We start from the raw sequence: 14,135 nt of genomic DNA, 5'->3' as shown, positions 1-14,135 counted from the left end.
GGCGGGAAAGTTACGACGGTTCACCCCTTTCGGTGGTGCGACGGACAACCGTCCGTCGCGCCACCGGCGTATCCGCTTACGGTCGTCCCGCTGTGAGCCGCCGTTCCAACGGCGGCCGCCCACAAGGGAGATCGGGGGTGTGCTCGTGCGGATCGGACTCGTCACCGACGGTGGTTACCCGTATGCCAACGGTGAGTCCGGACTCTGGTGCGACCGTCTGGTGCGCGGGCTCGCGCAGCACGAGTTCGATCTCTTCGCGCTCAGCCGCTCCGCCGAACAGGAGGAGCGGGGCTGGGTCCCGCTCCCGACGCAGGTCGGCCGGGTGCGGACGGCATCGCTCTGGACGCCCGACGAGGACGTACGGGGCGCCCGGCCCTCCAAGGGGCTGCTCGCCCGGATGGTGACGGGCGGCGGCGCCCGCCCGTACGGACGGCGCGAACGGCGGCGCTTCACGGCACACTTCGCGGATCTCGCGGCCTCGGTCTGCGCGGCGGGGCCGGCCGGCGGCGAGGACGATGCGGCGGCCGGGGGCGCGGTTTCCGGTGAACCGGACGGTGACGGGCGTACGAGCGCCGCCGCGGCGGACGAGCGGTTCACGGACGGCCTGTACGGACTCGCCGAACTGGCCCGCGAGCACGGCGGACTCACCGCAGCCCTCCGCTCCGAGGCCGCCGTGCGGGTACTCGAAGCGGCCTGCCGCGCCCCGGGTACCGGACGCACCGTCCAGACCGCCGCCGTCCCCGACCTCCTCGCCTTCGCCCGGGAGCTCGACCGGTTGCTCCGCCCGCTCTCGCTCGACTGGTACGACGAGGAGAGCCTCGGCGCGGTCGACCTCTGTCACGCGACGTCCGGCGGCGCCGCCGCGCTGCCGGGGCTGCTGGCCAAACGCTTTTTCGGGGTGCCGCTGCTGGTCACCGAGCACGGCGTGCAACTGCGGGCGCACTACCTCGCGGCGACCGGCAGCGCGCTGTACGCGCCGGTGCGCGCCCTGCTCGCCAACTTCCACGGGCGGCTGGCCACCGAGGTGTACCGGCAGGCCGCGATCCTCACCCCGGGCGACACCCACGCCCGCCGCTGGCAGGAGCGGTGCGGCGCCGAGCGGGAGAAGCTGCGGACCGTCCACCCCGGCATGGAGTCCGACCGATTCACGGCGCTGGGGGAGAGCGGTGACAGCGGCCCCGACGACACCCTGGTCTGGGTCGGCCGGATCGAGCCCGCCAAGGACCTGATCGCGCTGCTGCACGCCTTCGCGGAGGTACGGAAGGCCGAGCCGGATGCCCGGCTGCGGATCATCGGCGCTCCGGCAGGGGGCGCGGAGGGCGCGGAGGGCGCGGGGGGTGCGGAGGGCGCGACCTATCTCGCGCACTGCCGGGCGCTCGCCGCCCAGCTGTTCCCCGACGAGGCCACGGACGCGCATGCCGTCGGCGACAACCCGGTCTCCTTCGAGGAGATCGGCGGGGCCGAGGTGCCCGAGGTGACGGACGCCTACGCGGCGGGCGGGGTCGTCGTCCTGTCGAGTGTGATGGAGGGCTTTCCGGCCGGTCTCGTCGAGGCGATGTTCTGCGGCCGGGCCACGGTGTCGACGGATGTCGGCGCGGTCGTCGAGGTCATCGGCGGCACCGGGCTCGTGGTGCCCCCGCGCAACCCCAGGGCGCTGGCCGACGCCTGTCTCGCGCTGCTGCGGGACCCCGAGCGCCGTGCACGGCTCGGAGCGGCGGCGCGCGCCCGCGCGCTCGAACTCTTCACCGTCGAACAGAACCTCGCGGCATTCCGCGGCATCTACCTGGAGCTGATCTCGCACGCCCCGGTGCGCCGGGAGGCCGAGACGGTGGACACCGACGGCGAACCGCGTCCGTTCGCCACCCCGCCGGAGGCGCGTGTCCCGGGTCCGTGGACGGTCTCGGGCGCCAACCCGGCGGGCCGCACGCCCAGCTGGGCCGCCGCCGGGCCCCGGGCCGTCTGCGCGGGGGCGCGGGGAGCGGGTGGCGGCGATGCGTGAACAGGGGCAGGAGCCGGCCGGGCCGGGACTCGGCGGACCGGAGCGGGCCGGCGCGGCCGGCGACGATCACGGAGGAACCACCATGGGCCGCCCGACCGAGGTGTCCGACGCACCCGCCGCACCGGCCACCGGCGGAAGCTGGGACCTCCGCTCCCGCGCCCTGGTCTCCGGGCCGCTCGCGGCCCGGGACACGGCCGGGGATGCCGCCGGGGATCCGGAGCCGGAATCGGGTCCGGTGGGGGCGGCGGGTCCGGCGGGGGCGGGCGTGCCCGTGGGGCCTGCGGTGCCTGCGGCGCCTTCCGGGCTAGCGGTGCCTTTCGAGCCTGCGGTGCTTGCGGAGACCCCCGCGGCTTCTGAGACCCCTGAGCCCGCGGTGTCCTCCGAGCCTGTGGTGTCCTCCGAGCCTGGGGTGCTTGCGGAGACCCCAGAGGCTCCAGAAGTCACTGCGGCCCCCGCGGCACCCGAGCCCCCCGCGGCACCCGAGAACCCCGCGCCCCCCGCAGCCCCCCGCCCCGCCCGCGCCCCCGAGATCGCGCGCCCCGCCCCCGGGCGTCGGCCCAACGCCTCGCGCCGCGGCCCCGCCGACCCCGTGAAGTCGCTGATGCACCAGCACCGCGAGCTCTGTGAACGGGCCGTCGATCCGCTGGAGGTCGCCGCCGGGCTCGAAGCCCATGGCGTCACCGACCGCGCAGCCGCCCGCTACCGCCACCGTGATGTCTTCTCGCTCGCCGAGGAGCTGTTCGCACGAGTACCCGGCGTGGCGGGGGAGGCCACGACCGCCCCCGACGCGCCGGAGCGTGACGTAGCGACACGCGCCGCCTGGTCACTCCGCGCGCTGCTGCCGGGCGCCGCCTGCATCGCGACCGTCGGCGCACTCAGACTCACCGAGGGGCTCGACGGCCGGGCCCGGCTCGCGATCGCCCTCGCCGGGGCGCTCCTCGCGCTCACCGGGCTCGCGCTCAGCCTGCGCAGCGGCCCCTTGCACACAGAACGCCGCCCCTCGGGCACGGCCAATGTGTACGGATGCTGGCTCCTCGGCTACGCCATGTACGGCGAACCGCTGCTCGGCCAGGTGCTCAGCGGCGGTCCCGAAGGCCCCTGGGAAGTCACCCCGGCGCCGCTGGTGGGCCTGGCCCTCGCCCTCGCCCCGGCCACCTGGTGCGCCCACCTCTTCGCCGTACACGCGCACCGCAGACTCATCGGCAGCCGCGCGCTGGAGGAGTTCGCCGCGGGTGTGCGCCCCCTGCTGTTCGGAGCCGTCGCACTTCATCTGTGCGCCGTCGCCGGTCTGCTGTATCTCGCGCGCCTGGCGTACGGGGGCGGCGGGGCGTTCGTCGGGGCCGCCGCTCTCGGGGTGCTGCTCCTGCTGGCCCGGCTGCTGACCGTGCACGGGTTCCCCGAGCTCGCCGCCGGCGGACTGGCCTTCGCCTGCGCGGTCGAGGCACTGGCTCCCGTACTGGTCCTGGCCGGGCGGCTGCCCGGTCTGCACTTCCTCGCCCGCCCCGTAGACCTTCTCGTCATGACGTCCGGTACCGGATCCGTACCCGCCATCGCGTGCGGGGGAGCAGCGCTCGGGCTGCTGACCGCCGCCACGGTCGTCCTCTCCCGGGCATCCGCCCACACCACCGCCCGGCCGGTCGACGAAGGCCCGGCCGACGCGTAACCACAGCCGCACCACCGCCATTGCACGCCCCGCGGAGCCGACGCCGCGGGTCATTGCCCCGCAACCGCACCTCACTTCTCAAGGAGACACCGGACATGACCCCCCAATCCCCTTCACCGGCAGCTCGCCGTCGGCGCCGAGGGGGCGCGCGATGAGGGTGCTGCTGCTCGGAGCCAACGGATTCCTAGGCCGGTTCGTGGCCGACCGCCTGCTCGCCGATCCGGCCGTGCACCTCACGGCGCTCGGCCGCGGCGACGACGCCGACGTACGGTTCGACCTCGCCGGCGGGAGCCCCGGCGCGCTGACCCGCTTCCTGGACGCCGTCCACCCCGGAGTGGTCGTCAACTGCGCGGGCGCCACCCGCGGCGGGGCCCGTGATCTCACCCGCCACAACACGGTCGCCGTCGCCACGGTCTGCGAGGCGATGCGGCGCAGCGGCTGCACGGCCCGGCTCGTCCAGGTCGGCTGCTCCTCGGAGTACGGGCCCTCGCAGCCCGGATCGTCCACCGCCGAGGACGCGATCCCGCGCCCCGGCGGCCCGTACGGCGTCAGCAAGCTCGCCGCCACCGAACTCGTTCTCGGCTCCGGCCTCGACGCGGTCGTGCTGCGGGTCTTCTCCCCGGTCGGTCCGGGCACCCCGGCCGGTTCTCCGCTCGGCAGGCTCGCCGAGGCGATGCGCCGGGCCATGCAGTCCGGCGACGGCGAGCTGAAGCTCAGCGGCCTCGGCGTGCAGCGCGACTTCGTGGACGTACGCGATGTCGCCCGCGCCGTGCACGCCGCCTCGCTCTCCGCCGCCCAGGGCGTCGTCAACATCGGCACCGGCCGCGCCGTGCGCCTGCGGGACGCGGCTGCCGTCCTCGCCAGGGTCGCCGGGTACGGGGGCGCACTTCACGAGCTCGACTCGCCCCCGCCCCGGCTGCCCATCGGCGCCCCGCGCACCTCGACCGAGTCGGTCATCGAGCACCTCTCGGCGACCCCGTCCCCCTATCCGGACGGCTGCGGCGCCTGGCAGCAGGCCGACGTCCGCACCGCCAGGGACCGGCTCGGCTGGCGCCCCCGGATCAATCTTGAGGAGTCCCTCGCCGACATCTGGATGGAGGCGGCGTGCCGTATCTGACCAGCACCGGAACGGCCCGCCGGACCGGCGGCGCCGAACAGCTCGGCTTCGGCGTGCCCGGTTACGCGCACCCGCTGCTCGCACCGAACGAGTGGGCCGAACTGGCCCGCCCCGGAACCCCGCTGCACTGGGCCGTCCTCAACATCGACGACGGCCCCGGCACCCGCCCCGATCCGCACTGCCTGGAGGCCGCGGGCCGGCTCCGCAACGCGCGCGAGCGGGCCGTGCACGGCGAGGAGCCGCAGGACTCGGTACGGGCGGCGGGCGGCCGGCTGCTCGGTCATCTCGATCTGGCCTTCGGCCGCCGCCCCTTCGGGGAACTGATCGCCGACGCGCAGTCGTTCCTCGACTGGTACCGCGTCGACGGCTTCTATCTCGGCCACTGCCCGGCCGGGCGCGCCGAGCTCCCGGCGGTGCGCCGTCTCACCAGCACACTCGCCACGCTCCTGGAGCACGGCGACCCGCCGTACGGAGAGGGGAGCGGGCCGTTGGTGCTCGGGCTCGGCACCCACCCGCACCCCGGCTACGCCGAGGCCGCCGACCAGCTGGTCACCTTCTGCGGGCCGTGGACGGACTACCGCTGGTCGCAGGTGGCGGAGTGGACCGCCTCCTATCCGCCGGAGCGGTTCGCGCACTTCGTCCACGGCGTTCCGCGCACCCACCTCGACGAGGCCATGCGCATCGCCCGCTGGCAGGGCGCGGGCACGATCTTCTTCACGGATCGAGACGGCCAGCAGGGACAAACCGATCCATTCGCGGCGCTGCCCAGGTACTGGGACGAAATCGTCTCGCGGATCGGACCTGGTATCTCGGAATGAGGAGGGGCGTGGCAGTGTTACCGGAAGAACAACCGTACGTAGTCGAAGTACGTAGAAACCGACCACCTGCATTGTTGAGGTTCCTGTGTCGCTGCCACCCCTGGTCGAGCCAGCCGCTGAGCTCACCGTCGACGAGGTCCGCAGGTACTCCCGCCACCTGATCATTCCGGATGTCGGGATGGACGGACAGAAGCGGCTGAAGAACGCGAAGGTGCTCTGTGTCGGCGCCGGCGGTCTGGGGTCGCCGGCCCTGATGTACCTGGCCGCGGCCGGTGTCGGAACGCTCGGCATCGTGGAGTTCGACGAGGTCGACGAGTCGAACCTGCAGCGCCAGATCATCCACAGTCAGGCCGACATCGGGCGGTCCAAGGCCGAGTCCGCCAAGGACTCGGTGCTGGGCATCAACCCGTACGTGAACGTGGTCCTTCACGAGGAGCGGCTCGAAGCCGACAACGTGATGGACATCTTCGCCCAGTACGACCTGATCGTGGACGGCACGGACAACTTCGCCACCCGCTATCTGGTCAACGACGCGGCCGTACTGCTGAACAAGCCGTACATCTGGGGCTCGATCTACCGGTTCGACGGCCAGGCGTCCGTCTTCTGGTCCGAGCACGGCCCCTGCTACCGCTGCCTCTACCCGGAGCCGCCCCCGCCGGGCATGGTCCCGTCCTGCGCCGAGGGCGGCGTGCTCGGGGTGCTCTGCGCGTCCATCGGTTCCATCCAGGTCAACGAGGCCATCAAGCTGCTCGCCGGCATCGGTGACCCGCTGGTCGGCCGGCTGATGATCTACGACGCCCTGGAGATGCAGTACCGCCAGGTCAAGGTCCGCAAGGACCCCGACTGCGCGGTCTGCGGCGAGAACCCCACCGTCACCGAGCTCATCGACTACGAGGCCTTCTGCGGCGTCGTGTCCGAGGAGGCCCAGGAGGCGGCGCTCGGCTCCACGATCACTCCCAAGCAGCTCAAGGAGTGGATCGACGCGGACGAGAAGATCGAGATCATCGACGTCCGTGAGCCGAACGAGTTCGAGATCGTCTCGATCCCGGGCGCGAAGCTGATCCCGAAGAACGAGTTCCTGATGGGCAACGCCCTCCAGGACCTTCCGCAGGACAAGCGCATCGTCCTGCACTGCAAGACGGGCGTCCGCAGCGCCGAGGTCCTCGCGGTCCTCAAGTCGGCGGGCTTCGCCGACGCGGTGCACGTGGGCGGCGGCGTGATCGGCTGGGTCAACCAGATCGAGCCCGAGAAGCCGGTGTACTAGTACGAACGCTCCGAAGGGGCAGGTCCGCAGCCGCGGACCTGCCCCTTCGTCGTGCTCCGGACCGGTGCTACGAGCAGGTCTTCCCGTCCTCCGGGACCATCCCGTCGAGGAAGTACGCGTCCACGGTCGATGTCACGCAGGAGTTCTGGCCGTACGCGCCGTGTCCCTCGCCCTTGTTGGTGAGCATGATGCCCACGCCCTTGCCCAGCTCGTCCGCCATCTTCCGGGCACCCTCGTACGGTGTCGCGGGGTCACCGGTCGTCCCGACGACCAGGACCGGACCGGCGCCCGGAGCGCTCGCCTCCGGGTTGTCGTGCTCACCCTCCACCGGCCACTGCGCGCACCAGCCGGCCGTGTCCCACGCCAGGAACGGGCCGAACACCGGGGACAGCTTCCGGAACTCCGGCAGCAACGCCCTGGCCTCGTCCGCCGTCGGCCGGAGCTTGCTGTCCGCGCAGGAGATGGCGCGCTGCGAATGGTTCTGGGTGTCGTAGTGCCCCTTCTCGTCGCGCCCGTTGTACGAGTCGGCCAGCTGGAGCAGCATGTTCCCGGTGCCGCTCTTCTCGGCCTCGTCCAGCGCCTGCGTCAGGAACGGCCAGTTGCTCTTGGCGTAGAGCGGCGTGACGATGCCGGTGACGGCCAGCGAGTCGTTGAGCTCGCGGCCCGAACGGGTCGGCAGCGGCTTCCTGTCGATCCGCTCCAGCAGCTTCGCGATCCGCTGCGTACCCGCCTTCGGGTCCTGGCCGCGGTCCTTGAGGTAGTTCTCCAGCGCCCGCTGGAAGCCGGTCGCCTGGTTGCGGGCGTGCCCGATCGTGTCAGCGGTCGGGTCGACGACGGCGTCCAGCACGGTGCGTCCGACGTTCGCGGGGAAGAGGTGCGCGTAGGTGCCGCCGAGCTCGGTGCCGTACGAGATCCCGAAGTACGTGAGCTTCTTGTCGCCGAGCACCGCACGGATCAGGTCCATGTCCCGGGCGGCGTTCGTCGTACCGACGTGCGGCAGGACCTTGCCGGAGCGGCGCTCGCAGCCGGCGCCGAAGTCCGCGCCGTCCTTCATGAACGCCGTCTCCTCGGCCGCCGTGTCCGGGGTCATGTCGACCTTCCGGTAGGCGGCCTCCTGCTCCTTGTCGGTGCGGCAGCTCACCCCTTCGCTGCCGGCGACCCCGCGCGGGTCGAAGCCCACCAGGTCGTAGCGGGAGTTGAGGTTGTCGTACGAGCCGGCGGCGCGCGGCAGTATCGAGACGCCCGAACCGCCGGGGCCGCCGAAGTTGAACAGCATCGAGCCGAGGCGCCGGCCCGAGTTCCCGGCCTTCTTGCGGATCAGCGCGATCCCGATCGTCGCGCCGTCGGGCTTCGCGTAGTCCAGCGGCACCCGGACCGTCGAGCAGCGCCAGTCGGATCCGGGCGCGCTCTCGCCCGCGCGGGCCTCGCAGCCCTTCCAGTCCAGCCGCTGGGAGGTGAGGGCGGCGGGCAGCCGGGGGGTGCCCGGCGCGGTGGACGGCCGGCCGGCCGAGGACGCGGGATCGCGGTCCGTCCGGTCGGCCGGCTTGTCGTCCGTAGCCCCGCCGCAGCCTGCGAGCAGCCCCGTCAGCAGAAGTGCGGCGCCGGCCAGAGCCCCGGCGCGTGCGTGTGCGACCACGTGTGCGTCCTCCCCGATGTGCCTGTACTCGGCCGTACGGACGTGCCCGTACCCGCGACGTACAGAAAGTCCGCCCATGCTAAGGGCTGCCCCGCAACCCCCGGCGGGCGTGCGGCCGATCCACCGGGGATCACGGGCCGGCCCTCAGGCCGCGCCCGCCCGGCGTACCGCGCCTACTTGCAGACGGTCCCGGCGGCCGGAACCTTGCCGTCCAGCAGGTAGCCGCCCACCTCCTTCTGCACGCAGGCGTTGCCGCTGTTGTACGCGCCGTGCCCCTGGCCCTTGTACGTCATCCGCACGCCGACACCCTCGCCCAGCGCGTCGGCCATCGCCTTCGCGCCCTCGTACGGCGTCGCCGGGTCACCGGTGTTGCCGATCACGAGGATGGGGGCCGCGCCCGGGGCGCTGACGTCCGGGGTCTTCCAGGCGCCCGGCACCGGCCAGCCGGTGCAGGCCATCAGGGACCAGCCCAGATAGTTGCCGAAGACCTTCGAGGCGGACCGGAACTCGGGGAGCTTGGCCTCGGTCTGGTCCGCGGTGAACCGCTGCTTGGAGTCGGCGCAGTTGATGGCGGTGTTGGCGGCCATCGAGTTGTCGTACTGGCCGTTGTCGGACCGGCCGTTCAGCGAGTCGGCGAGCGCGAGCAGCAGCGCGCCGTTGCCGCCGTCGGCCTCGTCGACGCCCTGCTCCAGCAGCGGCCAGGTCTGCTTGGAGTAGAGGGCGGCCGCGATCCCGGTCGTCGCCAGGGTCTCCGTCAGCTGACGCGGGCCGAGCCCCGGGATCGGCTTCTTCTCCAGGCCCGTGAGAAGGCCGGAGATTCCCTGCTCGACCTCCTTCGAGGTGGCACCGGGAAGCTTGCATGCATCGCCGCGGTCGACGCAGTCCTGGGTGAAGTTGTCCAGCGCGAGCTGGAAGCCCCGGGCCTGGCCGAGCGAGGACTGCTCGGAGTCCTGGGTCGGGTCGACCACCGCGTCCAGCACCGACCTGCCGACGTTCTTCGGGAACAAGTGGGCGTAGACGCCGCCCAGTTCGGTGCCGTACGAGATGCCGAAGTAGTACAGCTTCTTGTCGCCGAGCACCTTGCGCATCAGATCCATGTCACGGGCGGCGTCGGTGGTGCCGACGTACGGGAGCTGCTTGCCGGAGTTCTTCTCGCAGGCTGCCGCGAAGGTCTTGGTGCTCTTGACCAGGGTGTTCACCTCCGCGGGGGTGTCCGGGGTGCCGTCGATCTCGGCACGGGCGTCGAGCTGCTTGTCGGTCTCGCACTCCACCCCGTCGCTGCGGCCCACGCCGCGCGGGTCGAAGCTGACCAGGTCGTAGCCGGCGCGGAGCTTGTCGTAGTCGGTGCCGAAGGCGGGCAGGGTGGCGACACCGGAGGCGCCGGGGCCGCCGAAGTTGAAGATGAGGGAACCGATCCGCTTGTCCTTGTTCTTGGCCCTGGCCCGGATCAGGGCCAGCTCGATCGTCGCGCCCTCGGGCTTCGCGTAGTCGAGCGGGGCCCGCATGAACGAGCACTCCCAGGTGGCGCCGCCGGGCAGCGGGGTCGGCGCCGTCCCGCCGCCCTGCGCGGTGGACGGGGCGGGGCAGGGCTTCCACGTCAGCTTCTGGGAGGCGAGGTCGCCGGAGCTGCTCGCCTCGGCGGCGTTCGCCGCGAGCGGCGAGCTCTGCGGCCCGTCCGGGCCTTCCTCGGTGCCGCTCTCCGAGCAGGCGGTGATGGGCAGGAGCACGGTCACGACGGCGGCCAGTGCGGCGGCGCGCAGGGCAGGGGAGGTCCTCATGGCCCCATGGTGCGGCGGGAACCCGGTCGCTGCACGGGGCACCGGTCCAAGCGGGTGGCGGGCGCCCGGGCCGTCCCCCGACCGGCCTTGCGGACGGTCCCGCACTACGGCTGAGGGGGTGTCAGAGCTCGCCCTTGCGGGTCAGATGGTTGAAGCAGAGCCAGCCGGGAAGCACCGGCAGCCACAGCGTCAGCAGGCGGAACAGCAGCACGGCGGGTGCCGCGACCTCCTTCGGCAGGCCGACCGCGATCAGCCCGAGCGTCAGCGCGCCCTCGACCGCGCCCATTCCGCCGGGTGTGGGCGCCGCCGACCCCAGCGCGTTGCCGGCGAGGAAGACCACCGCGATGCTGGCGTAGCTGAGATGCGGCACGTCCGGACCGCTGAACGCCCGGACCGAGGCGTCCAGGCACATCACGAACATGCCGGTCAGCAGCAGCATCCCGCCGATGCCGGTCAGCAGCTTCTGCGGCCGCTGCACCACGTCGAGCATGCGCGGTACGACTCCGGCGAACAGCGACCGTACCCGTGTCACCACGAACTTCCGCAGGAACGGGACCGCCGTCACCACCAGCACCAGCACGGCGACGGTCAGCAGCCCGGCGATCACCGTCCTGGACGGGGTGAGCGAGGACGGGGTGCGCTCGGTACCGGTCAGATAGCCGAAGGCCGCCAGCAGCAGGATGTGGCAGCCGAGTCCGAACAGCTGCGAGGCGCCGACGCTCGCCACGGCGAGCCCCGGGCGTACCCCGGCCCGCTGGAGGAAGCGGGTGTTCAGTGCCACACCGCCCACCGCGGCCGGGGCGACGATCTTCACGAAGGAGCCCGCGACCTGGGCCAGCACCGTCTTGCCGAACGACACCCGCTCGGGCACGAAGCCCAGCAGGCTCATCGACGCCGCCACGTAGCTGAGGGCGGAGAAGCCGACCGCGGCCGCCACCCAGCCCCACTCCGCCTGCTCGACGACCGCGCCGAAATCGGCCTGGGTGACCTGCGAGATGAGGAAGTACGCGGCGATCGCACCGGCGATGCAGCTGAGCAGGGTGCGGGCCTTGATGCGTTCGAGCCGCACCGGCTCGACCGGGGCCTGCGGCCGGATCAGCAGCACCTGCTGCCGCATCTGGGAGAGCAGGTCCTCCTCGCGGGCCCCGTCCAGGGCGTCGTCCAGGGCGCGCTTCTCGGCCTGCTTCTGGTTGCGCAGTGCCTTGCGGTCGGCCTTGCGGTCGCCGTCGGCCGCCCCGTGTTCGTGCGCCCTGGCCCGCTTGGCCGCGTCCGACGCCTCCAGTACCGCCTCGCGCTCCCGCTGCGAGCGCTCCCGGGCGAGCCGGCGCAGGGCCGCCCGGGTGGAGCGGCTCAGCGCGATCGGCTGGAGCAGCGGCAGACAGTCCGCGACGGCGTCCGGACCGAGCACCTCCAGCGCACCGGCGACGGCCCGCTCGGCACCCACTCGCAGACCGGTCGTGGTCAGCAGCTGGGCGACGTCCATCCACAGCACCAGATCACCGGCTGCGATCTCGCCGCCGCGCAGATCGGTGACGAACACCTTGCCGGAACGATCCACCAGGATGGCGTCGCCGGTGAGCCTGCGGTGCGCGATCCGCCGTGACTGGAGCGCCTTCACCTGACGCCAGGCGCCGTGCAGCAGCTCGTCGGTGATCTCCGAGTCCTCCAGAGCGTCCAGCGAACGGCCGCCGATGTGCTCGTACACCAGCATCACGGCGTCGGGCCCGAGCTCGGACGTGGCGATCAGCTTGGGCGCGTTGGCCCCGGCGGCGATCGCCGCGTAGGCGAGCAGCGCCTCCTGCTCCAGGGCCTGGCGCAGCGACTGGATGGAGCGGCGCTGGGTGATGCCGCGCAGGGTGAGCCTGCGCCACACCCGGTAGAAGAAGCCCTGGGCCTGCTGCTCACGGTCGACGACCGTGACGTCGAGCGGTGGCCCGTCCTCCAGGGAGACCAGATAGCGGCGCCCCCGGTCGCTCTGGTCGCCCGAGTCCGGGGCGTCGTCGGCGCGCATCGCGCTGACCGGACGGAAGCCGACATGGCGCAGACCGGCCATCAGATGCTGACCGGTCGGCCGTACGTTCGGCGAGCCGACCGCGTACAGCGTGCCGTACGCGACGGTCCAGCCGATCAGCACGGTGAGGATGATCGAGAACGGGGTCGTGTAGCCGCCGACCAGCATCGCGAACGCGTCGAGCAGCAGCACCACCCACAGCACGACCCGCCAGCGCGGCCGTCTCGCCATGCCGACCGCCGTCATGTACGCGATCACCGGCGCGAGATAGCCGTGCACGGGATCGGTGAGCGCGTCACCGGGCTGCGGCTGGGTCAGGGCGTCCTGGATGGTGCCGGGGGCCGAATTGGCGACCCAGAGGTCGGTGGCGAGCGTGACGCCGTGGGCCAGTACGGCGGCGAGCACCCCGTCGGCGATCCGCAGCCCGTCGCGCTTGATCAGCCGCTCGATGGCGAAGGCGACCGGGACGAGCAGCACGGCGATGCTGGAGACCAGACCGGCCATCTTGATCAGGACGTCGGGCGCCTGACCGGTGCCCTTGTTGATGTCCTGTTCGAGACCGGTGGTCGTGCCGTGGGCGAACGCGGCGATCGAGAACAGGACGACGATCGCCAGGACCCCGATGAGGAGCCGCATGAGATCGGAGGGGCGGTGCACACGGGCGGGCAGCAGCGGTTCGTCGCCGGAGACGCGTTCGGCCTGCTCCGCCGCGGCGGACGAGAGCGTCGAACCGGTCAGGTGCCCGGGGGCTTCCCCGGTTCCTTCCCGGTCGGCACCGGGCGTGGGGGCGGGTGCGGGGGTCTCGTCCGGGTGGGGTTCGGCGTCAGGGGCGTCCGCCGCCTTCGGTGGCTGCACGCCCTGCTCCTTCGTCGCCTCTGATTGGTCTTCGTGTTCTCGTATCACCGGTCACCGCCCGCACGATGGTGGCACGGCCCGGCGACGGAGGGGGGCATCAGGGTGCACTGCTCGGACACGCGAAGCGCAAGATACGCTCCTTTGCTCCCGCGCGCACGCCGTGTGAACAGGCGCACACGGACCGGGCCGGGATGTCGGTGGCGTACGGCAGGATGGGCCGGATGAGCCAAGACCGGACGAGCGGCGACGGGGCGAGCGGCGACCCGACGGGCCACGCATTGCCGGAGTACGCGGAGCGGGTCCTCGACGTCGCCGACCTGATCCCGCCCGGCCGCGTCATGACGTACGGAGATGTCGCCGAGTGGCTGGGCGAGGGCGGGCCGCGCCAGGTCGGCCGGGTCATGTCGCTGTACGGGTCCGCGGCGCCGTGGTGGCGCGTGGTGCGCGCCGACGGGGCGCTGCTCCCCGGCCACGAACTGCGGGCGCTGGACCACTACCGGGCGGAGGGCACCCCGCTGCGCGAGGCGTCGCGGGTCGCGGAGGGCCATCTGCCGCGCCTCGACATGAAGCGGGCGCGATGGGACGGCGTCACCGCGGGCGGCGGCGCGGACCGGGACAAGGGCGGAGGTGCTCACATCTGACAGCTTCGGCCATCCGGCGGCACGGCGGGCGGCGCCGGGGCCGTACGAAGCGCCGGAAGTGGCGCGCGCACCAGGAGTGCCCGGCGCACCGGAAGCGACCGGTGACGGGCCCTGTGACACGGGACGCGACGGGATCCGGAAGGCGCATCGTGACGGATGCGGTGACGGAACCCACGACGCGGCACGTGACGCGGAACACGGCGGAGTGCGCCGCGCGGGGCGCGGCCGGGGCGGGACCGGACCCGCGACGGCATCCGTACCCCGCAACGTGACGAGGCACGCAGCGCACTCGTCCCGCATCGCGCCCTCGCTGGCGTAGCTTCGTAAGTTCGCGGCACGCACCGCACCCTCGG

9 protein-coding genes are annotated in these 14,135 nt (G+C 72.7%); 6 read left to right on the top strand and 3 right to left on the bottom strand.

Annotation, left to right across the window (positions count from 1 at the left end):
* Positions 1-145 precede the first annotated feature (145 nt).
* The 5 genes from OHA19_RS14150 to moeZ all read left to right on the top strand — a co-directional run bounded on the left by OHA19_RS14150 (position 146) and on the right by moeZ (position 6,861).
* The gene (locus OHA19_RS14150) at positions 146-1,999 is read left to right on the top strand and encodes a DUF3492 domain-containing protein (RefSeq protein WP_405721837.1); all 1,854 of its coding nucleotides are present in this window, start codon (positions 146-148) and stop codon (positions 1,997-1,999) included.
* Positions 2,000-2,372: 373 nt separating this feature from the next.
* A complete protein-coding gene (locus OHA19_RS14145) occupies positions 2,373-3,662 on the top strand; it encodes a hypothetical protein (protein WP_405721840.1) in 1,290 nt (429 codons plus the stop codon).
* A 151-nt stretch (positions 3,663-3,813) separates the two neighbouring features.
* Positions 3,814-4,779 carry an NAD-dependent epimerase/dehydratase family protein gene (locus OHA19_RS14140; protein ID WP_405716453.1) on the top strand — a complete coding sequence of 322 codons (966 nt, stop codon included), beginning with the start codon at positions 3,814-3,816 and terminating at the stop codon, positions 4,777-4,779.
* The gene (locus OHA19_RS14135; RefSeq protein WP_405716454.1) at positions 4,767-5,597 is read left to right on the top strand and encodes a spherulation-specific family 4 protein; all 831 of its coding nucleotides are present in this window, start codon (positions 4,767-4,769) and stop codon (positions 5,595-5,597) included. Before OHA19_RS14140 ends, OHA19_RS14135 begins: the two co-directional genes overlap by 13 nt.
* 85 nt (positions 5,598-5,682) lie before the next feature.
* Complete coding sequence (gene moeZ / locus OHA19_RS14130) at positions 5,683-6,861, top strand: adenylyltransferase/sulfurtransferase MoeZ (RefSeq protein ID WP_266414620.1); 1,179 nt, start codon at positions 5,683-5,685, stop codon at positions 6,859-6,861.
* 67 nt (positions 6,862-6,928) lie between these two features.
* Here the strand turns inward: moeZ and OHA19_RS14125 are convergent, their stop codons facing one another.
* The 3 genes from OHA19_RS14125 to OHA19_RS14115 all read right to left on the bottom strand — a co-directional run bounded on the left by OHA19_RS14125 (position 6,929) and on the right by OHA19_RS14115 (position 13,141).
* On the bottom strand, positions 6,929-8,497 hold the full coding sequence (locus tag OHA19_RS14125; RefSeq protein WP_405716455.1) for an alpha/beta hydrolase: 1,569 nt from the start codon (positions 8,495-8,497) through the stop codon (positions 6,929-6,931).
* Positions 8,498-8,670: 173 nt separating this feature from the next.
* A complete protein-coding gene (locus OHA19_RS14120) occupies positions 8,671-10,275 on the bottom strand; it encodes an alpha/beta hydrolase (RefSeq protein ID WP_405716456.1) in 1,605 nt (534 codons plus the stop codon).
* A gap of 121 nt (positions 10,276-10,396) precedes the next feature.
* The gene (locus OHA19_RS14115) at positions 10,397-13,141 is read right to left on the bottom strand and encodes a lysylphosphatidylglycerol synthase domain-containing protein (RefSeq protein WP_405716457.1); all 2,745 of its coding nucleotides are present in this window, start codon (positions 13,139-13,141) and stop codon (positions 10,397-10,399) included.
* A gap of 221 nt (positions 13,142-13,362) precedes the next feature.
* On the opposite strand from OHA19_RS14115, the gene OHA19_RS14110 reads away from it, so the two are divergent.
* Positions 13,363-13,782, top strand: a complete 420-nt coding sequence (locus OHA19_RS14110; RefSeq protein ID WP_405716458.1) for an MGMT family protein — start codon at positions 13,363-13,365, stop codon at positions 13,780-13,782.
* Positions 13,783-14,135 lie beyond the last annotated feature (353 nt).

The sequence above is a fragment of the Streptomyces sp. NBC_00012 genome (assembly GCF_045040875.1).
In the GTDB taxonomy this organism is placed as follows: domain Bacteria; phylum Actinomycetota; class Actinomycetes; order Streptomycetales; family Streptomycetaceae; genus Streptomyces.
This window is presented reverse-complemented; position numbering and strand designations above follow the sequence as displayed.

What these genes read in the sequence shown, in the direction of transcription:
- OHA19_RS14120 (WP_405716456.1), bottom strand. Translation starts at nt 10,275, where the DNA reads ATGAGGACCTCCCCTGCCCTGCGCGCCGCCGCACTGGCCGCCGTCGTG.
- OHA19_RS14140 (WP_405716453.1), top strand. Translation starts at nt 3,814, where the DNA reads ATGAGGGTGCTGCTGCTCGGAGCCAACGGATTCCTAGGCCGGTTCGTG.
- OHA19_RS14110 (WP_405716458.1), top strand. Translation starts at nt 13,363, where the DNA reads ATGAGCCAAGACCGGACGAGCGGCGACGGGGCGAGCGGCGACCCGACG.